Annotated in this window: 17 protein-coding genes; 11 read left to right on the top strand and 6 right to left on the bottom strand. The window is 36.5% G+C overall.

What is annotated here, in order from left to right; all coding sequences use genetic code 11:
• The 6 genes from G551_RS15920 to G551_RS0112990 form a co-directional block, all read left to right on the top strand.
• Nucleotides 1-2,975: beta strand repeat-containing protein (locus G551_RS15920; RefSeq protein ID WP_036243947.1), on the top strand; the 2,975-nt coding region annotated here is incomplete at its 5' end.
• 13 nt (nt 2,976-2,988) lie between these two features.
• The gene (locus tag G551_RS0112970; RefSeq protein ID WP_027885958.1) at nt 2,989-4,425 is read left to right on the top strand and encodes a CshA/CshB family fibrillar adhesin-related protein; all 1,437 of its coding nucleotides are present in this window, start codon (nt 2,989-2,991) and stop codon (nt 4,423-4,425) included.
• A 6-nt stretch (nt 4,426-4,431) separates the two neighbouring features.
• Nucleotides 4,432-5,664 (top strand): gliding motility-associated C-terminal domain-containing protein, encoded by a 1,233-nt coding sequence (locus tag G551_RS0112975; protein ID WP_027885959.1) that lies wholly within the window; start codon nt 4,432-4,434, stop codon nt 5,662-5,664.
• 11 nt (nt 5,665-5,675) lie between these two features.
• Nucleotides 5,676-6,587, top strand: a complete 912-nt coding sequence (locus tag G551_RS0112980) for a PorP/SprF family type IX secretion system membrane protein (protein WP_027885960.1) — start codon at nt 5,676-5,678, stop codon at nt 6,585-6,587.
• Nucleotides 6,588-6,812: 225 nt separating this feature from the next.
• Nucleotides 6,813-7,358, top strand: coding sequence for an HNH endonuclease (locus G551_RS0112985; RefSeq protein WP_027885961.1), 546 nt, complete (start codon nt 6,813-6,815; stop codon nt 7,356-7,358).
• Nucleotides 7,359-7,513: 155 nt separating this feature from the next.
• A complete protein-coding gene (locus tag G551_RS0112990; RefSeq protein ID WP_156876803.1) occupies nt 7,514-10,303 on the top strand; it encodes an outer membrane beta-barrel protein in 2,790 nt (929 codons plus the stop codon).
• Nucleotides 10,304-10,390: 87 nt separating this feature from the next.
• Here the strand turns inward: G551_RS0112990 and G551_RS0112995 are convergent, their stop codons facing one another.
• From G551_RS0112995 to G551_RS0113020, 6 genes are all read right to left on the bottom strand, one after another.
• Nucleotides 10,391-10,798 carry a hypothetical protein gene (locus G551_RS0112995; RefSeq protein ID WP_027885963.1) on the bottom strand — a complete coding sequence of 136 codons (408 nt, stop codon included), beginning with the start codon at nt 10,796-10,798 and terminating at the stop codon, nt 10,391-10,393.
• A gap of 161 nt (nt 10,799-10,959) precedes the next feature.
• Complete coding sequence (locus G551_RS0113000; protein WP_036243949.1) at nt 10,960-11,784, bottom strand: TPM domain-containing protein; 825 nt, start codon at nt 11,782-11,784, stop codon at nt 10,960-10,962.
• Nucleotides 11,784-12,215 (bottom strand): TPM domain-containing protein, encoded by a 432-nt coding sequence (locus G551_RS0113005; protein WP_027885965.1) that lies wholly within the window; start codon nt 12,213-12,215, stop codon nt 11,784-11,786. Before G551_RS0113005 ends, G551_RS0113000 begins: the two co-directional genes overlap by 1 nt.
• An 89-nt stretch (nt 12,216-12,304) precedes the next feature.
• Nucleotides 12,305-12,895: a LemA family protein gene (locus G551_RS0113010; protein ID WP_027885966.1), complete on the bottom strand. Its 591-nt coding sequence runs from the start codon at nt 12,893-12,895 to the stop codon at nt 12,305-12,307.
• An 11-nt stretch (nt 12,896-12,906) separates the two neighbouring features.
• Entirely contained in the window at nt 12,907-13,236 is a 330-nt protein-coding gene (locus G551_RS0113015) for a MerR family transcriptional regulator (protein ID WP_027885967.1), read from the bottom strand.
• Nucleotides 13,236-14,210, bottom strand: coding sequence for a M23 family metallopeptidase (locus G551_RS0113020; RefSeq protein WP_027885968.1), 975 nt, complete (start codon nt 14,208-14,210; stop codon nt 13,236-13,238). The genes G551_RS0113015 and G551_RS0113020 overlap by 1 nt, the downstream gene beginning before the upstream one ends.
• Before the next feature lie 121 nt (nt 14,211-14,331).
• Between G551_RS0113020 and alaS the strand changes: the two genes are divergently transcribed.
• The 5 genes from alaS to G551_RS0113045 all read left to right on the top strand — a co-directional run bounded on the left by alaS (nt 14,332) and on the right by G551_RS0113045 (nt 20,326).
• A complete protein-coding gene (alaS, locus tag G551_RS0113025) occupies nt 14,332-16,944 on the top strand; it encodes an alanine--tRNA ligase (protein WP_027885969.1) in 2,613 nt (870 codons plus the stop codon).
• 321 nt (nt 16,945-17,265) lie between these two features.
• On the top strand, nt 17,266-18,213 hold the full coding sequence (locus tag G551_RS0113030) for a GSCFA domain-containing protein (RefSeq protein ID WP_027885970.1): 948 nt from the start codon (nt 17,266-17,268) through the stop codon (nt 18,211-18,213).
• An 89-nt stretch (nt 18,214-18,302) separates the two neighbouring features.
• Nucleotides 18,303-18,812 carry a DUF6252 family protein gene (locus G551_RS0113035; protein WP_027885971.1) on the top strand — a complete coding sequence of 170 codons (510 nt, stop codon included), beginning with the start codon at nt 18,303-18,305 and terminating at the stop codon, nt 18,810-18,812.
• A gap of 90 nt (nt 18,813-18,902) precedes the next feature.
• A complete protein-coding gene (locus G551_RS0113040) occupies nt 18,903-20,015 on the top strand; it encodes a hypothetical protein (protein WP_027885972.1) in 1,113 nt (370 codons plus the stop codon).
• A gap of 68 nt (nt 20,016-20,083) precedes the next feature.
• Entirely contained in the window at nt 20,084-20,326 is a 243-nt protein-coding gene (locus tag G551_RS0113045) for a hypothetical protein (protein ID WP_027885973.1), read from the top strand.
• Nucleotides 20,327-20,329: the final 3 nt, after the last annotated feature.

The raw sequence follows: 20,329 nt of genomic DNA on the forward strand, positions 1-20,329 counted from the left end.
TTGATGGCACGCAAGTTACGTTCGATGCGAACACCGTTACTTATACCGATAATAATGACGGCAGTTATACTTTTACCAATGCTAACGGAGATAGTCTAACGATCGATGTTATTGGCGATGTAGTGACGAATATTCAGAATCAAGGTGATATTTATGATGAGATCATCAATATGCTGGATTCGAATAGTGATATTTTTGTGGACAACGGCGACGGAACTTTTACGCACACGGCTGTTGATGGAACTCAAGTCACTTTTGATGCAAACACAGTCACGTATACTGATAACAATGACGGTAGTTACACTTTCACGAATGCTAACGGAGATAGTTTAATGATCGATGTCGTCGGCGATGTAGTGACGAATATTCAGAATCAAGGTGATATTTACGATGAGATCATTAATATGCTGGATTCGAATAGTGATATTTTTGTGGACAACGGCGACGGAACTTTTACGCACACGACTGTTGATGGAACCCAAGTTACTTTCGATGCGAACACGGTAACGTATACAGATAATAATGACGGTAGTTATACTTTTACGAATGCTAACGGAGATAGTTTAACGATCGATGTTGTTGGTGATGTAGTGACGAACATTCAGAATCAAGGCGATATCTACGATGAGATCATCAATATGTTGGATTCGAATAGCGATATTTTTGTAGATAACGGAGATGGGACGTTTACCCACACGACTGTTGATGGAACTCAAGTTACTTTCAATGCCAACACGGTCACTTATACCGATAATAATGATGGCAGTTATACTTTTACGAATGCTAATGGAGATAGTTTAACAATCGATGTTGTTGGTGATGTGGTGACCAATATTCAGAACCAAGGAGATATTTACGATGAGATCATCAATATGCTGGATACGAACAGCGATATTTTTGTAGATAACGGCGATGGAACTTTTACACATACGGCTGTTGATGGAACCCAAGTCACTTTTGATGCGAATACGGTCACTTATACTGATAACGGGAATGGCAGCTATACTTTTACGAATGCTAACGGAGATAGTTTAACGATCGATGTTGTCGGCGATGTAGCGACGAATATTCAGAATCAAGGCGATATTTACGATGAGATCATCAATATGTTGGATTCGAACAGTGATATTTTTGTGGATAACGGCGATGGAACTTTTACGCATACAGCCGTTGATGGAACCCAAGTTACCTTCGATGCGAACACGGTAACCTACACCGATAATAACGACGGTAGTTACACTTTTACTAATGCCAACGGACAAACATTAACGATCGATGTTGTTGGTGATGTGGTGACGAATATTCAGAATCAAGGCGATATTTATGACGAGATCATCAATATGCTGGATTCGAACAGTGATATTTTTGTGGACAACGGCGATGGAACGTTTACGCACACAGCTGTTGATGGCACGCAAGTCACTTTCGATGCTAACAACGTAACGTATACCGATAACGGAAACGGCAGTTATACTTTTACCAATGCTAACGGAGATAGTTTGACGATCGATGTTGTTGGCGATGTGGTGACGAACATTCAGAATCAAGGCGATATCTACGATGAGATCATCAATATGTTAGATACGAACAGCGATGTCTTTGTCGACAATGGCGATGGAACGTTTACACACACGGCTGTTGATGGAACTCAAGTCACATTCGATGCGAACACAGTCACTTATACCGATAATAACGACGGCAGTTACACCTTCACGAATGCCAACGGACAAACCTTAACGGTTGATGTTGTTGGTGATGTAGTGACGAATATTCAGAATCAGGGAGATATTTACGATGAGATCATCAATATGTTAGATACGAACAGTGATATTTTTGTCGATAATGGCGATGGAACGTTTACACACACGACTGTTGATGGAACTCAGGTCACTTTTGATGCCAACACCGTAACTTATACTGATAACAATGACGGCAGTTATACTTTTACGAATGCCAATGGACAAACATTAACGATCGATGTTGTTGGTGATGTAGTGACGAACATTCAGAATCAAGGTGATATTTATGATGAGATCATCAATATGTTAGATACGAACAGCGATGTTTTTGTTGACAATGGCGACGGAACCTTTACGCACACAGCTGTTGATGGCACGCAAATTACTTTCGATGCGAACACGGTAACCTACACAGATAACGGCAACGGCAGTTATACTTTTACTAATGCCAATGGACAAACATTAACGGTCGATGTTGTCGGTGATGTGGTGACGAATATTCAAAATCAAGGCGATATCTATGATGAGATCATCAATATGTTGGATACGAACAGTGATATTTTTGTGGATAACGGCGATGGAACGTTTACGCACACGGCTGTTGATGGCACGCAAGTCACGTTCGATGCCAACACGGTAACCTACGCAGATAACGGAAATGGCAGTTATACTTTTACCAATGCCAACGGACAAACATTAACGGTTGAATATTTTGCAGAAAACGGACTTTCGCAAACCAACAATACTTTTCAATTAGGCGGTAATTTAATTCAGCCTACTGCAATTACAACTACAGCTACTAACACGTTGGCAATAGAAGGTTTACAAGACGGGCATTCACCAACGCACGATGTCGTAGTAATGGATGCGCAGGGTATTCTTAAAAAAGTAAAAGCTGCTATGCCAAAATTCTTTTATATGCCTTCTATTTTGGTTCCTACTTCATCAGATCAGGTGCCTGCGGGAGAAACTTATGGCGTGATCGATTTGTATGATAAATACCAAGATCAATTTGGTGGTACAGGAGCAGTTCCGTTGGTTACCAATACCAGTAACGCAGGTAATACTTTACCGGTTTTACCGGCAACAGAGCTCAATTATTATGTTACTTGGTATGATACCTCGGTTTTTTATAATGTTTCAATCTCTAATAATGGTGTCTTGAACTATAGTGTTTACAATACTTCCGCAGTGACAGAGTCTTCATTTATGAACATTGTTTTTGAAGTAAAATAAGTAATAGATTTCTATGAGATTATTCAGCAAATATATAATGCTTGCTTTGTTACTTTTTGTGAGTTTTTCAAGTAATGCACAATGTTACCCTGGTAATATAGTTACATCAACTTTTGCTACCGGTGGAACAGGTAATTATTTAAATAGAATAATTTGGCTTACTTGGGGAGCGCAATCTTCAGCAGATACTTATGGGTTAACCAATCAGATTTTAAATGATGGTGAAACTTCTTATGCTTCAATTCAACTAAGTCAAAATAAATATTTCTGTTTGCAAGCGACGATCAATAATGTGTCTCCGGCTTCTTCCATTAGAAGTTATATCCCGGGAAATTATAACGGCGATTCTATGGATAATCTTTATAACATTGGTGGCGCCGGAAATAACAATCAAATGGTTGCCGGTATCATCAATGCCAACAGCGGAACGACCGTGCATTTTACGGTAAATTGTGAAGCTTCTTTAGATGGAAATCCGGTAAGAATTAAAGGTTTGGTCATTGCAGATGCAGAATCTTTGTCGTCTTCAGAAGAATTAAAAGTGAGCGCCGACGGAGATTGGAAGGTGATTGAAGTGAAAAAAAATATTGGAGCAGGAAGTTATGAAATAGAGAAAAATAACATTGCAGGAACCGTTCAGGAAGTTCATCTATTTAACGGAAACGATAATAATACGGCTGCCATTACCGTGCTTTCGTTTAATGAAAGTGCTTACGATACCGAGGCGAATAATTACGAGATCAGTTTTAATGTTGAAGTAAAAGGTGCCGGATTAACAGCAATTGCGTTAGGTTTATTAATGCCGGACCTCGATCGTGGTGATGCACCAGAAAGTTATGGCGAAGCTTTACATATTATCGATAATACAGAGTTTTCTTCAGATCAAATTTCGTTAAGTACCACCGTTAATTTAAATACATCAACCTATACTCCGGCCACAGAAATACCGGCAACCAACATTAGTTACTTAGGTTCCACACCACCCGATCGCGATTTTAATACACAATATTCTGTAAATGCTTTAGGAGACGATAATGATGGCGGCCCAACGGCCGAAGAAGATGTTTTGCCTGCTAATTTAAAACGTTTTTATTACCGAAATTTTAATTATGTCGCCGGTGAGACTTTTCAGATCGATGTGCCTTACACGACAGTAGATCCTTCCTATTTACAAGCCTGGATCGATTTTAATGTGAACGGAACTTTCGAAGCAGGAGAAGGAGTAATGCAAGCACTAACTCCGGGAACGGGAACGGCCACCTTAAGCTGGACGGTGCCTAACGATGTAAAAATTCTTCCTACTTATTTGCGTTTGCGCTTGTCTGATAATTATTACGGAATGCTCACGCCAGAGAATACTTTGCTTAAAGGTGAAGTGGAAGACCATCGAATGTATGTGGTAAAACCGGCAATGGTGAATCCGTTTATTCCATCTGTAACTCAAGAATAATTTAGATTGAAAAAAATACTTTACATAGCATTTTTTATATCCTTTTTCTGTGGAAGTGTTTCTGCACAAACCGTAAATACGGGAATGTTATATGTGAGTGAAAACACTAAGTTTTCAAGCGTTTCTAATTTCAATAACAAACCGAATTCAACCTTTTATAACGACGGAAGAACCAGTTTGTACGGCCATATTTTAAATGAAGGAACATTCGATTTTTATAATCAAACCGGAGTTTTACGTTTGGTGGGTAATCAATTACAAGACATTTCGGGACAAGAAATTTTCACGACAAATTTTTATTTAGAAAATTCGACCTCGCAAGTCGCATTTCAGTTAAAGACAACCCTTCATATTTATCGAGATGCCGATTTTAATTTAGGGATCTTAGAAAACAGACTTAGCGGCGGAACGATCAATTTCTTAGACGAAGCTTGGGCTTATCAAGCTAATAATTTAAGTTTTGTAGACGGTCCAGTGGTAAAATTTGGCGATCATAATTTTATTTACCCTATCGGTCATCAAAACTATTATCGACCGGCAGGGATTTCGATGCTTACTTCAGAAAATATTATTGAAGCCATTTACTTTTTAGAAAATGCGGGTACCTTGTATGATCTTCAGCAAAAAGAAGGTTTGATCGAGCGAATAGATGATCGGGAATATTGGCAGATCGATATGGAAAATCGAGAAGAAACGATGTTAAGCCTAACTTGGAACTCGAACACCACGCCAAATTATATCTTGAATCAAACTTCAACAGCAGATGCTGTTCACATAGTTTATTGGAATCCTATCATTCAACGTTGGGAAGATAAAGGCGGACTCACAAATACCGATGAAAATTCAGTAACCACCGCTATTAAGCGCTCCGGTATTTACACTTTAGCGCTAATGAAGTATGATGAAGTTAATCCTTGCGAAATCGTGGTTTTTAATGCGGTAACTCCAAATGGTGACGGTTTTAACGATGTGTTAGAAATAAGTAATGAAGAAGCTTCTTGCGCACGAAATTTAGAAGTGAAAATCTTTAATCGTTGGGGCGTAAAAGTTTTTGAAACCGATAATTATGGCGCTCCGGGACAAGTTTTTGACGGTTACTCAAGCGGAAGGTTAACCGTGCAAGAACAATCACAATTACCTTCGGGAACTTATTTCTACGTGTTAGAATACGATTATGAGCAAGGCGATGGCTTGAGAAAACATCAAAAAGCAGGATATATTCACTTAAGCACCGACTAAGTATTTAGAGAATGAAGCAATTTTACCTTTACCTTTTATTATTCTTTTCGCTTAGCGTAGCTTTTGGGCAGCAAGATTCACAATACACGCAATATATGTATAATACGATGAGCGTGAATCCCGGCTATACCGGTACTCGTGAAGTCTTGAGTGTCATTGGGCTCTACCGAGCGCAATGGGTAGGTTTAGAAGGCGCGCCACGCACATTTAATTTCGCAGCACACACGCCGGTAGGTGGCAGAAGTCTTGCGAATGTGGGTTTAGATGTGACGAGTGATAATATTGGTGCTTCTACTCAAAAATCGATCGCGGCAAATTTCTCTTATATTTTACCCTTAGACGGTAGGGAAGATACACGATTGTCTTTTGGGGTTCGAGCAGGAGTCGATAATTTAGATATCGACATTAATCGGTTAACCGTAGCCGACTTAAATGATCCTAATTTAACGAATCTCAGTCATTTTTCTCCTGTAGTGGGTTTAGGTAGTTATTTATATACCGATAATTGGTATTTAGGTGTCTCTACGCCCAATTTATTACAAACCAAACGTTATAACGATGTTACGGTAGCCACTTATACCAATAAAGCACATATTTATGTAATTGGCGGTTACGTGTACGAAATGAATAGAGATCTAAAATTTAAACCTGCTTTTATGCTGAAATCGGTAAGCGGTGCGCCGTTGGCGGTAGATCTTTCAGCAAATTTTTATTTCAACGATAAATTTACGCTAGGCGCTTCTTATAGATTAGGCTCAGCCGTTAGTGCTATCGCCGGTTTTCAAGCTTCAGATGAAATTACAATTGGTTATGCGTATGATTATGAAACCACGGAGCTTAGTAGATACAATAGCGGTTCGCATGAAATTTTTGTTCGTTTTGAATTATGGGCAAATTACAGAAACAGATTTCGTTGTTTTTAAATATTAAGTTGAATTTTTTTGTTGCTGAAGTAATCCTCCCTCTTACTACATCGGTAAAATTGAAATAGATAGGAGCAAACATATTCTATATTTCTCGTGAAAGCTCATTAATTGTTAGATTAAGCTTAAAACTTTGCGGTATGCTTAGTTTTTGCCTACTTTAGCTTGTAAATCAGTTATTTTGATTTATAATCTTATCTATACTAATGTAAAACCCCCAATTTTATGATTAGAGCATTAAAGAATGAAAAATGGAAAATCCTCGAGTTTGAAGACGATATTTCTGAAGATGAACATTTTAAAATTTCTACTTACGGACGCATTTTAAACTGTAAAACCGATCAAGAATTTTTAGTAAAAAAATCTTTTATCCACGGTTATCAAGTTTTACGAGTCCGTAAAAAGAACGGAAAACAATCTTCAAAATACGTTCACAAATTATTAGCGCAAAACTTTTTAGAGCAAGGCGATGGAGAGTTTGTTATTCATTTAAATTACGATAAAAAAGACAATCATATCGATAACTTAAAATGGGCAACTCGTAGAGAGAAAGAAGTACACCAGTTCACTAATCCTGAGTATGTAAACAAAGAACACAAAAGATGTTATTCTAAACTTACCGAAGGACGTGTAAAATTAATCAAAAGAAAAATTCACGATCCTAATCGTAAAACCCGAATGAAGATGATCGCTAAGCAATTTGGTATTTCAGAAATGCAATTATACCGAATCAAAACCGGTGAGAATTGGGGATCGGTTACAGAATATTAAATCGAAATGATATGAAAAGCTTCTTAAAAAGAAGCTTATTTTTTTTAACTAAAACATAAAAAATAAAATTTTTAATAATTTATTGAGATTAGATGAAACTATTTAGATTTTTTACAGTCTATATATTGAAAGCTTAACTACTTAATCTCAATTTTATGAAAATTAACCTTAGAGCAATTTCTATTGCACTAATGGCCTTTTTCTGTTTTGCGTTTACTCAAGCGCAAGATTTTCAAGTTAAAGGTAAAGTTACAGACGGTCAAAATACTCCGCTAGAGTCTGCAACTGTTTATATAGAAACCGTACAAGATAGTACACTGGTAAATTATACAATTACAGATGTAGAAGGTAATTTTACAGTAGACGGTTCAACAGAAGAAGAACAGGTTAATATATTTATAAGTTATACGGGATTTAATACTTATAAAAAGCAACTTTCTTTAAAAGAAAATCCTTCGATAGATTTATCTACTGTAAAGCTTAACTTTTCGACTAACAATTTAGATGAAGTTTTAGTGACCGGTAATCGTGCGCCTGTAACCATTAAAACAGATACCTTAGAGTTTAATGCTGCATCTTTTAAAACACGGCCCGATGCTAATTTAGAAGAAACTTTAAAGCAACTTCCTGGTGTAAATGTAGATAGCGATGGTACGATCACGGTAAATGGTAAAGAAGTTTCAAGGGTTTTAGTAAACGGTAAAGAGTTTTTTGGCGATGATCCAAAAATTGCCACTAAGAATTTGCCTAAAGAAATTATCGATAAAATTCAGGTGGTCGATACCAAGACAAAATCGGAAGAATTTACCGGTAAAGAAGGCGATTCTGAAAATAAGACGATTAATATTACCATTCAAGAAGATAAAAATAAAGGCTATTTCTCAAGATTAACTGCCGGTGGTGGTACCGATGAACGTTATGAACTAAGCGGAATTGCCAATTATTTTAAAGATGAGTTGCGTGTAAGCATTTTAGGAAGTTCGAATAACATTAACTCTTCCGGATTTACGTTCGATGAGGTTTTTGATGCAATGGGAAGAAGCGCTTATTCTATTACTAGAAACAGTAATGGTAATTTCTCTATAAACGGAAATGGTTTTGGTAGCAACAGCGGTATTACAAAATCAGACAATGCCGGATTTAATTTTGCAAACGAATGGAATGAGAAAACCGAATTAAACGCAAACTATTTTTTTAATCGAGCAGATAATCGTACAGCAACTACCGTAGAAAGAGAGAATATCTTACCGGATAGAACTTATTATAATAATTCAGAATCTACTTCAGAAAGACAAAATGATAACCACAGGGCAAGAGTTAGTTTTGAGTTTGAACCCGATACTTTAACCAGAATATCCTTTAGACCAAACCTAAACGTTAACGATGGTTATTCTTCCAGTAATTCGTTTACAGAATCTTTTGAAGAAGACGGTACGCCAATTAATAACGCAACGACAGAACAATCTGGAGAAGTGTTCAATACAGATTTTAGCAATCGTTTAGATGTAACAAGAAAATTTGGAAATAAAGGAGCTTATGTGAGATTGGGTTTTAATAACTCTAATACTAAAAGTGAAGAAGATCAACTTTATTATTCTTCTAGAGAAATTTATGAAGACGGAACTTTAACAGAAACTCAAATTCAAGATCAATACATCGATGAAGACAGCAAAGAAGATGAATATGAACTACAGTTCGATTCTCGTGTTCCTCTTTCAGAAAAATTATCGTTAGACCTAGAATATTCTTATACCAAAGCTAACAGAAATAACACTCGATTAGTTTACGATAGAACAGAAAATTCAGATGAATTTGATCTGTTAAATGACGACTTAAGTAACGATTTTGAATCAGAAACCTTCGATCATCGTCCCGAAGCAGGTTTAGTTTATGAAGATGATAAATTAAGAGCAAGTATTTCTGGAGGTTTACAGAGTATTCGCTTAAAAAATGAAGATTTATTCACTAATAATTCTTTTGATAATACTTATAATAACCTTTTTGTTGATTCGTACTTCAGGTATAGAATTACTAAAACAAAATCTATCTATTTTAATTATAGAAATTCAAGAAGTGCGCCTTCTATTAATCAATTACAACCGGTTACAAATACAACTAACCCTTTAAATATTGTAACGGGTAATCCTAACTTAGATCCTTCCCAAGAGCATAGTTTTTATTCAAACTTCAATAATTTCGACTTTAAGTCGCGTTCTGGTTTTTATATGTATTTAGGCGGAAGTTTTTACAACGATCAGGTAGTTTCTTTCACTACAACAGATGAAGATTTAGTAAGAACCACAACTTATACCAATGTTGATGGAGCTTATAATTTATTCGGAGGTTTTAGTATTAACAAGCGAATAGAATTAGAAAAAGGAGCAACTTTAAATCCAAGAGCAGGTTTAAGAGTCAGTGTAAATAGAAATGTAGGGTTTACTAATGGAGTTCAATTTAATTCGAAAACATATAGTTTATCTCCACAGTTATCATTAAGGTATGAAATTGATGATTTAATCTCTATCGATCCTAATTACCAACTTACGTACAATATTGCTAATTACAGCTTAGATTCGAGTAGAGATCAAAATTTTATCAATCATAATTTAGGAGCAGAAATTACTACTTACTGGCCAAAGAATTTCATTTTTGGTAACGATATTAGTTACCAGCACATTGGCAATATGTCACCCGGATTTAAAAACGATTTTGTCTTGTGGAATATGAGTTTAGGTTATAAACTTTTAGGTGACGATGGGATCGTAAAAGTAAAAGTGTTTGATGTGTTAGATCAAAATATTTCAACTTCAAGATATACGGGTGAAGATTTTATACAAGATACTCAGCAACTGGTGTTAGAGCAATATGTAATGTTCAGTTTTACCTATAAGTTCAGCAAGTTTGGCGGTAAAGACCCTAACGACAGAAGAAGAGGAAGATTTTAATTTGTGTTTTGTTTATATAGTTTGTAAAAGCCCCTTTTTGAAATTTCAAAAAAGGGGCTTTTTTTAAGCGATTCTTAAATTTATTATTTAATCTAAAGTTATTGTTTCAGAAATGTCGTCTCCTAATTCAAATGTAATAGGGAGTACTTTTGAGGTATCTGTTCCGTTTATAGAATAGTTTACCACAAATCTGTATGTATGAGTGTAATCTGTAAGTTCATTAAATTCTGTGTCGGTCGTAAGGTTACTAAACGTTGCAATTCCTTCACTATTTGAGGCAGCTTGAAAATCTGCAAAGAATGTATCATTGCCTATAACCTCCCAAGTACTCTCACTGTATGCATATACAGTCATACCTGATACTAAATCACTATTAGCATCTAATAAGGTGATTTCAGCAGAAGTTACATTGTCGTTTGAGCCAGAGCTGTCATCGTCTGAAGAACAGGCGGCCATTATTCCTATACTAAGGAATAGAAGTAAAAATTTTTTCATTTTAATATTTGAAGTTTTGAGAGAATCGCTCGATTTCAAATATATAATTATTTTACTTATTTAAAAGAGTTGTTTGTGAATTAAAAATTTAAAGTACATAATTAACAGTAATTCCAATTTTAACTCCTACAACCTAACACCCAAAACCTATCATCTAAACATTACCAGCTTCCTCCGGCACCACCGCCGCCAAAGCCGCCTCCGCCGAAGCCACCACCAAAGCCTCCACCTCCAAAACCGCCACCGCTGCTTCCTCCAAATCCTCCGGAAGAACCACCGCCAAACATTCCGCGACCAAGACTACTTAAAATAATGGCATCAAAAAGCGTGTCGGCACCATTTCTACGACCGCCACGACCACCGCCGCCGCCATTATTCTTTTTAATAATAGAAATGATGATCACAATAAAAATGATGAACACCACAATAATAGGAAACGGATTAAAACCTATATCTCTACCACTTTGGTTAGCGTTAAAAGTGCCGTTCATCACTTGCATAATAGCTGTCGTCCCTTTGTCTAAACCTCGGTAGTAACTTCCGCTTCTAAATTCTGGTAAGATCACTTGGTCGACAATCGTTTTTGTCGTCGCATCGGTCATAAACTCTTCGGTTCCGTAACCGGTAGCAATAAAAATCTGTCGGTCTTTTTTAGCGAGCAAGATTAAAAAACCATTGTCTTTCCCGTCTTGACCAATTCCCCAAGCTTGTGCCCATTCTGCAGCATACGTACCAATATGTTCACCGTTTAAAGTGGGTATCGTAGCAATTACAATTTGGGTTGAAGTCGTATCGGCATAGCGCACTAATTTTTGCGTTAACGCATTTTTTTCAGCAGGACTTAAAACATTTGCGCCATCGTAAACGCTGGTTTCTTTTGAAGGTTTATCGGGAATATTCAGTTGAGCAAAACCTAAGGTTCCGACCAATAGAAATAAAATTCCGAATAAAAATTTTTTACTGAATACTTGAGTTAGTTGTGGCATTATCCTCTAGATATTTCGTCTGAAAGTTCGTTAATGTCGTCTTGTTGATAAGGAAAGTGATGTTTTAATTGCTCCCCGGCTTTTAAAATTCCGTCAACTAAACCTTGTTTAAAATTGCCTTTTCTAAAATGGTCTTGCATTACATTTTTGGTGCTTTCCCAAAAATCGTCAGGCACTTTTCTGTCGATACCTTTATCGCCCATAATGTAAAATTTGTGATCTTCGATCGCCAGATAGATAAGAACGCCATTTTCGAGTTTAGTGTTGTCCATCTTCAACTCGTGAAAAACAGCTTTGGCTCTTTCAAAAAGTTCGGTTGGGCATTTGTGTTCGATATGCACACGAATTTCTCCTGAAGTATTTTTTTCTGAAGTTCGAATTGCCGCTACAATTTCTTCTTCATCTTTTACTGAAATAAATTCTTTAGCCATTTTCTAAAAGTTTTAATGCTGAATTTTCTTTGTTGAATAAAACATTTATCATAAAAAAATGCTGAAGTAATTCAGCATTTAATTCATTTTTAAAATTCTACCGTTGGGGCATTTTCTGCTCCTGCTTGCGCTTCAAAAGGTGTCATTTTTTCAAAACCGAACATTCCTGCAAAAATATTATTTGGGAATTTTCTAATATAAGTATTGTAAGCTCTAACTTTCTCGTTAAAACGGTTACGCTCTACATTAATTCTATTTTCGGTGCCTTCTAATTGCGATTGTAAATTACTGAAATTCTGTGTAGCTGTAAGTTGTGGGTAACGTTCTACGCTTACCATTAATTTTGATAACGCAGAAGAAAGTCCGCTTTGGGCTTCTTGAAATTTCTGTAAAGAAGCACTATCTAAATTATCGGCATTAATATTTACTGCAGTCGCTTTTGCACGCGCTTCAATTACTCCGGTTAAAGTTTCTTGCTCAAAATCTGCTGCTCCTTTTACCGTATTCACCAAATTTGGGATCAAGTCTGTTCGGCGTTGGTAAGCACTTTCTACATTGGCCCAAGAAGCTTTTACGTCTTCTTCTAATTCAACAGCTGTATTATTTACACCTGCGGTGAGGCTATAACCAATAATACCTAAGACTACAATTATAATAACGGGGATTAACCACTTTTTCATTTTCTTTTTGTTTAAAGTTGATTTTTAATGTTGATCAATTCAGATTTAATATGTTCTAACTTTCTAATAATTTCAAAATTATTTAAAGTTTCGACCTTTTCTTCTTTTAAATGTGTTTTTGCACCTTCCAAAGTAAAACCACGTTCTTTCACCAAATGATAAATGAGCTCAAGATTTTTAATGTCTTCTTTGGTGAATTTTCGGTTTCCTTTTGCGTTTTTCTTAGGTTGAATCACATCAAATTCTTTCTCCCAAAAACGAATAAGCGAAGCATTCACTTTAAAAGCTTTGGCAACTTCGCCAATGCTATAATAGAGTTTATCTGGGAGGTTAATGTGCATTAATCTAAAGATTGATTTTCGAGTGCAGACTGGTTTAACATAATGTCGTATTCTTCTGCAGTTAGGTCTCCATGATAAAAATTAATAGGATTTACTACTTTACCGTTTTTATGTACTTCATAATGTAAATGCGGTGCAGTCGATAATCCGGTGCTTCCTACTTCAGCAATAATTTCCCCACGCTTTACTTTTTGTCCGCGACGTACTTTAAATTCACTTAAATGCGCATAATAAGTTTCGTAACCAAAACCATGATCTAAGACCACTAAGTTACCAAAACCGGTGGTGCGTTGTGCTTTTTTAACCACAGCATCTCCTGTAGCGTAAACTAAAGATCCTGTTGGCGCACTAAAGTCCATCCCGTTGTGCATTTTTCGGTACTTTAAGATCGGGTGCATTCGCATACCGTAACCCGAAGCCATTCGCTTTAAATTTTCATTTTTCACCGGTTGAATGGCAGGAATGGCGGTTAATAATTTTTCTTTTTCTTCGGCTAAATTGGCAATTTCATCTAGCGATTTAGATTGTACAACGATCTGTTTTTGTAAAATATCTAAACGCTTAGCGGTTTCCATAATTAATTCAGAATTATCGTAACCTTCTAGATCTTTATATCGGTTTATCCCACCAAAACCGGCTTTTCGTTGTTCTTCGGGGATGGGGTTTGCTTCAAAATAAACACGATAAATATTGTTATCTCTATTTTGTACTTCAGCTAAAACTTTTTGCGCTTGCGTCATTTTTTTGTTGAGTACTTCGTATTGCAATTCCATATTTTGCAATTCGCGACGCATCGCCTTTTCTTTGGGAGTTTCTATTTGCGGTAAGTTTAAATAAACCACCAATAAAAGAAAACCGGCCAAAACAGAAGCGGTCACACCCAATAACGCGTAGCCTAATTTTCTACCTTTCTTATGTTCGATTTTTCGATAAGAAAGCGTTTCGCTATCGTAATAATATTTAACCTTCGACATTGTCTTAAATTATGCTATTTTTGCCTTCAAAAATTAAGCGGTTTCGCTTAATAAGACGAACAAAGATAAAAATTGTTTCACTAGTAACATAATTTAACGTTTCAGTTACAAAAAATCGTGTATGAAATCTAACGAAATACGCAGCAAATTTTTAGAGTTTTTTGAATCTAAAAAACATCAGATTGTTCCTTCGGCGCCAATGGTCATCAAAGACGATCCTACCTTGATGTTTACCAACGCAGGGATGAATCAGTTTAAAGAATATTTCTTAGGCAATGCCACGCCAAAAAATACCAGAGCAACCGATACTCAAAAATGTTTGCGTGTTAGTGGGAAACACAACGATTTAGAAGAAGTAGGTAAAGATACTTACCACCACACGATGTTCGAGATGTTGGGGAACTGGAGTTTTGGCGATTACTTTAAAAAAGAAGCGATTGCTTGGGCTTGGGAATTACTAACGGAAGTTTTTAAAGTAAATCCCGAAATTCTTTACGTGACCATTTTTGAAGGCGATGAAGAAGACGGAATTGGTAAAGATGAAGAAGCTTATAATTTCTGGAAAGAAATCGTACCGGAAAAACGTATTTTACTAGGAAATAAAAAAGATAACTTCTGGGAAATGGGCGATCAAGGGCCTTGCGGACCTGCATCTGAAATTCATATCGATATTCGATCTGAAGAAGAAAAAGCCAAGATCTCAGGAAAAGAATTGGTGAACCAAGATCACCCGCAAGTCGTAGAGATCTGGAACCTGGTTTTTATTCAATTCAACAGAAAAGCAGATGGTTCTTTGGTTGAATTGCCAAATAAACACATCGATACCGGGATGGGCTTCGAGCGTTTGTGTATGGTTTTACAAGATGTGAAATCGAACTATGATACGGATGTTTTTACGCCGATTATTCGTGAAATACAAACCATAACCAACTCTTCTTATGGTAAATCTGAAGAGATCGATATCGCCATTCGCGTCATCGCCGATCACGTTCGTGCGGTTGCTTTTGCGATTGCCGACGGACAGTTACCGAGCAATAATGGAGCTGGTTATGTGATTCGTAGAATTTTACGTCGTGCGATTCGTTACGGTTTTACGTTCTTAGATCAAAAAAAACCTTTTATTTATAAATTGGTGGCGACGTTGAGTCAGCAAATGGGAGCAGCTTTCCCAGAATTAAAAAAGCAGAAAAATCTATGTGAAAATGTGATTAAAGAAGAAGAAAACTCCTTCTTGAAAACATTAGATCAAGGCTTGGTGTTGTTAGATCAGATCATTGAAAATTCAGCTACAAAAGAGATTTCCGGTAAAAAAGCTTTTGAACTTTACGACACTTTTGGTTTCCCGATCGATTTAACAGCGCTAATTTTAAACGAGCGCGGTTTTAAGTTGAATGAAACTGAATTTGAAGAAGAACTGCAAAAGCAAAAAGAGCGTTCGCGTTCTGCAGCACAAACCAAAGCAGAAGATTGGCAAATTTTGCGTGAAGATGATGAGGAAGAATTTATTGGTTACGACAGCTTAGAGGCGCAAGTAAACATCACTAAATTCAGAAAAGTTGAAAGTAAAAAAGACGGTACGTTATACCAATTGGTTTTTAATTTAACACCGTTTTATCCAGAAGGAGGTGGTCAAGTTGGTGATAAAGGTTATTTAGAAAGCAGCAACGGTAACGTAACTTACATTGTTGATACCAAAAAAGAGAATAATCAGATAATTCATATTGCTAAAAACCTTCCCGAGAATTTAGACGGAAGTTTTAAAGCCGTTGTCGATGCAAAACAACGTGCAAGATCAGCTTCAAACCACTCGGCTACGCACTTATTACACCAAGCCTTACGAAGCATTTTAGGGACGCATGTCGAGCAAAAAGGATCGATGGTACACAGCGGTTATTTACGTTTCGATTTCTCACATTTTAGTAAAGTTTCTGCGGAAGAATTAAAGCAGGTAGAAAACTTTGTGAATGCAAGAATTCGAGAAAACCTACCATTAGAAGAAAACCGAAAAATAGCTTACAACGAAGCGATCGAACAAGGAGCAATTGCTTTATTTGGAGAAAAATATGGCGATGCGGTAAGAACGATTCGTTTTGGAGATTCGATGGAATTATGTGGCGGAACGCACGTTAAGAATACTTCAGAAATCTGGCATTTTAAAATTATTTCTGAAGGTGCAGTAGCTTCAGGAGTTCGAAGAATTGAAGCGATTACCGGCGATGCAGCGAAAGATTTCTTAACGCAACAAAGTGAAAACTTTAATCAGATCAAGGCTTTATTCAAAAATGCTAAAGACCCGATTAAAGCAGTGAACGATTTACAGGATGAAAATTCAGCCTTAAAAAAGGAAATTGAAACCTTACTGAAAGAAAAAGCGAAAAACGTAAAAGGCGATCTGAAAAATGAATTAACCGAAATTAACGGAGTTCAGTTTTTAGCCAAGCAAGTAGATTTAGACGGTGGTGCATTGAAAGATTTATCTTTTCAGTTAGGTGGTGAAGTGGAAAATTTGTTTTTACTTCTAGGTTCTGCGAACAACGGTAAAGCGATTATCTCTTGTTACATCTCTAAAGATCTAGCGGAAGAAAAAGGCTTAAACGCCGGACAAATCGTTCGTGAATTAGGAAAACACATTCAAGGCGGCGGCGGCGGACAAGCATTTTTTGCTACCGCAGGAGGTAAAAACCCTGACGGAATTGCCAAAGCTTTAGAAGAAGGGAAAAAGTTTGTTAGTTAGTGAGTTGATGAGGTTTTTAAAATCGTCAACTAGTCAAACTGAGCTTGTCGAAGAATAGTAAAAGCTTCCCTCCTTTAAAAGGAGGGATGTCAAAACTTGTTTTTGACAGGGTGGTTAAATAACACGATGCGATCCCGGATCAAGTCCGGGATGACGCTTTTAATATTAAATTACCGTCATGCTGAACTTGATTCAGCATCTCATTATCTTAGTAATTTTAGATTTTCACACCTAGACTTTCGACACGACTTAATGTAGATCCTGATCAAGGTGACTCAATTTAGATTTCGATGTCAGCTTCAATTTCAACTTTAAAAAAGTATGCAACTCCAAACCCAAATCAAAATTAAAAAAGAACAACCACAAATAGATTATTCGTCTAAAGTGTTGTTGTTGGGTTCTTGTTTTGCAGAGAATATAGGGAAGAAGTTTTTGTACCATCAATTTCAGCAGTTGCAGAATCCGTTAGGAATTTTGTTTCACCCGTTTGCTATTGAACGCTTTTCGCAGCGTGTGGTTCAGCAAAATGAATTTACGCCAAAAGATATTTTTCAGTATCAGGAAATCTTTAGTTGTTTTGAGGCGCATTCAAGAATGAATGCCTTGTCGGAAGAAAAAATTTTACAGCATCTCAATTCAGCTTTAACAGAAACCTTTCAGTTTTTAAAAGAAACTTCCCACGTCATTATCACGCTCGGAACTTCTTGGATTTATAGACACTTAGAGCAAGATAAATATGTTGCGAATTGCCATAAAATCCCGCAGAAAAATTTCAGTAAAGAGCTTTCTTCTGTAAGTGAGATCGAAAAGAGTTTGCGAAATACGATCGGTTATATTCAGCAGCTCAATAAGAATTGTGAGTTTATTTTTACGGTTTCGCCGGTTCGGCACGCTAAAGATGGTTTTGTAGAAAACACAAGAAGTAAATCTCATTTAATCACCGCGCTTCATCAAATTGTCGAAAAAGAAAATCAACTTCATTACTTTCCTTCATACGAGTTAATGATGGACGAGTTGCGCGATTACCGATTTTATGCCGATGATCTTTTGCATCCTAACCAAGTGGCGATCGATTATATTTGGGAACGCTTTCAAGAAACTTGGTTGGCAGAAGAATGCTTCCCGACGATGAAAAAAGTGCAGCAAATTCGACAAGGCTTGGCGCATCGACCTTTCAATCCAAATTCTGTAGCGCATCAAAAATTTCAGCAAAAACTTCAACAGCAAATAGAACTGCTTCAACAGCAATTTCCGTTGATGAAGTTTTAAAAATAGGGCAATTGCCGTATTGAAGACAGTTGCCCTTTCTTACATCTTTGTTCTCGTAATACTAATCAAACTATTTAATACGAAACAAGATGAAAAAATTACTTTTTTTATGCCTGAGCATAGCTACGCTAGTAAGTTGTAGTAAAGATGACGATGGCGGTAATGGCGGAAGTGCTGCTGCCGGAACCATTGAAGCTTCTGTAGACGGCAGTTCTTTTACCTCGATAGAAATGGCAACAACTGCTATAGAACAAGATGTAAACGGCTCGACGATGATTCGCGTGCAAGGATCAAACTCTGACAGAGAAGGAATGGTGCTAACCATTATGGGATTTGAAGGAACGGGAACTTACGAGCTTGGCGGTGAAATAAGCGTATTTACCAATGCCATTTATACAGAAACCGATTTAAGCAATCCGATGGATACACAAACTTGGTTAGCTCCTTATGATGAAACAATTGTTGGCGAAATTCAAGTAAGTGAAAAGACAGCTACTAATATTAAAGGAACCTTTTCTTTTAGCGGAAAAAATGAAGAAGGCGGTACGATTAAAGAAGTAACTAGCGGTTCGTTTAACGTAGCTATATCTGAATTTTAATTCATTTTAAAATAAATTCTTGAAAGAGAGTTTTTTGTTAGTCGGGAGTTGAGTTTCGGCAAGATTCCCGACATTTTAAATACTTAAATTATGAAAAACACTAAAATTTATTCAATCACTTTCTTGCTTTTGTTTGTGGCAAGTTTCGGGTTTGCTCAGAGTTTAGGAGAGTTTAAACCTAAAAGCAAAGCCGGAGGAAAATTAAAATCGAAAGAAGTTTATATCGCTAATTTTTCTGTAAACTATCAGGTCTATAATCAAAAAGATGCAAGCACCGGCGGAGGTTTTACAGGAAAAATGTTAACCGGTAAAACCAAAGCTACATTAGCCGTTGGGTTAAATAATATTACCACAGAAGATCTACAGCAATTGACCAACGAACTTTATCAAGATTTTATAAATGATCTTAAACAAAAAGGATTCACTATTTTAGAGGGTGATGCCGCTGCAAATACCAAATATTATGAAGATTATGAACGTTACGAAAACTTAGAAATGAGTTTGTCTGAAGCTCCCGGTTTGGTAACTGTCTATCCTGAAAATCGAGTATTCTTTGTAAAAGGTTTTACTAAATCTGGCGAGAAAAAACAAGGAGGTTTTTTTGGTGCAGTAAACAGAGCACAAGGCGGTAATGCAATAGCAGAAAGAACCCATGAGGTAATGAGTTACAGTAAGCTTTCATCAGAATTAAACGATGCCAATGTGGTAAATGTCGATTTATATGTTTTGTTTTTAAACGATGAAAAAGCTTACCAAGGAAGAGGTGCAAAAATATCGGTAAGTACAAATATGCACCTTCCGGCTATCGAAAATTACTCGTTTACCGAGAAAACTACCGGAGCGATGACGTTATTAAAAAGTAAGAAGAGAAAAGCTGTTGCGTGTGTAAATGCGATCGATTTTGTACAAGGAAAAAATAAAATAGGCGGTTCACCTTTAGGTCAGTATTCCGGCACATTAAAGAAAGAATTACCTATCGAAGGAGTGATCGGAAAAGAAAAAATACAAAGTTTTGCAAAAGCAGATGTCGATAAATATGGTTTAGAAACGGTTTATGGTAAAGCATATCGTGTAGAAAATGAGTCGATCGATAATTCTGCGTTTATTAATGTAGATCGAGCAAAATATATAGCCGGAGCTAAGCAGGCTTTAAGCAAATTTTTAAGTTATCATACGAGCGAGTTCGCTTCAGAAATTAAATAATTAAAATGTGGTATGGCGAAGAATGGCAGGTGTAATTACTTGCTGTTCTTTTCTTTAATTAGAAATAGATGAATTGGTGTATCTTATTTTTTACTATTTTTATTGGCTTTGGGCTCATGATCTTATTTAATAAAAAGAAGAATTTGCAATTAACATGTCATCGAGAGAACGTTAAGAAATTTCAGAAACGAATGCGGGTGGCCAAACATCAAATCGCTAAAAGAGAACTCCGTTTAAGTGCTTATCATTTTCTAAGTTATAATTTAGAAGAAGCTTTAATGGCGCAAGAAAATATTCATCTTAATAAGTAGATT

The sequence above is a fragment of the Mesonia mobilis DSM 19841 genome, assembly GCF_000423405.1.
Lineage (GTDB): Bacteria > Bacteroidota > Bacteroidia > Flavobacteriales > Flavobacteriaceae > Mesonia > Mesonia mobilis.

Excerpts from the sequence above, each read along its gene's own strand:
- G551_RS0112970 (WP_027885958.1), top strand. The coding sequence starts at position 2,989 with ATGAGATTATTCAGCAAATATATAATGCTTGCTTTGTTACTTTTTGTG.
- G551_RS0112980 (WP_027885960.1), top strand. The coding sequence starts at position 5,676 with ATGAAGCAATTTTACCTTTACCTTTTATTATTCTTTTCGCTTAGCGTA.
- G551_RS0112985 (WP_027885961.1), top strand. The coding sequence starts at position 6,813 with ATGATTAGAGCATTAAAGAATGAAAAATGGAAAATCCTCGAGTTTGAA.
- G551_RS0112990 (WP_156876803.1), top strand. The coding sequence starts at position 7,514 with ATGAAAATTAACCTTAGAGCAATTTCTATTGCACTAATGGCCTTTTTC.
- G551_RS0112995 (WP_027885963.1), bottom strand. The coding sequence starts at position 10,798 with ATGAAAAAATTTTTACTTCTATTCCTTAGTATAGGAATAATGGCCGCC.
- G551_RS0113000 (WP_036243949.1), bottom strand. The coding sequence starts at position 11,784 with ATGCCACAACTAACTCAAGTATTCAGTAAAAAATTTTTATTCGGAATT.
- G551_RS0113005 (WP_027885965.1), bottom strand. The coding sequence starts at position 12,215 with ATGGCTAAAGAATTTATTTCAGTAAAAGATGAAGAAGAAATTGTAGCG.
- G551_RS0113010 (WP_027885966.1), bottom strand. The coding sequence starts at position 12,895 with ATGAAAAAGTGGTTAATCCCCGTTATTATAATTGTAGTCTTAGGTATT.
- G551_RS0113015 (WP_027885967.1), bottom strand. The coding sequence starts at position 13,236 with ATGCACATTAACCTCCCAGATAAACTCTATTATAGCATTGGCGAAGTT.
- G551_RS0113020 (WP_027885968.1), bottom strand. The coding sequence starts at position 14,210 with ATGTCGAAGGTTAAATATTATTACGATAGCGAAACGCTTTCTTATCGA.
- alaS (WP_027885969.1), top strand. The coding sequence starts at position 14,332 with ATGAAATCTAACGAAATACGCAGCAAATTTTTAGAGTTTTTTGAATCT.
- G551_RS0113030 (WP_027885970.1), top strand. The coding sequence starts at position 17,266 with ATGCAACTCCAAACCCAAATCAAAATTAAAAAAGAACAACCACAAATA.
- G551_RS0113035 (WP_027885971.1), top strand. The coding sequence starts at position 18,303 with ATGAAAAAATTACTTTTTTTATGCCTGAGCATAGCTACGCTAGTAAGT.
- G551_RS0113040 (WP_027885972.1), top strand. The coding sequence starts at position 18,903 with ATGAAAAACACTAAAATTTATTCAATCACTTTCTTGCTTTTGTTTGTG.
- G551_RS0113045 (WP_027885973.1), top strand. The coding sequence starts at position 20,084 with ATGAATTGGTGTATCTTATTTTTTACTATTTTTATTGGCTTTGGGCTC.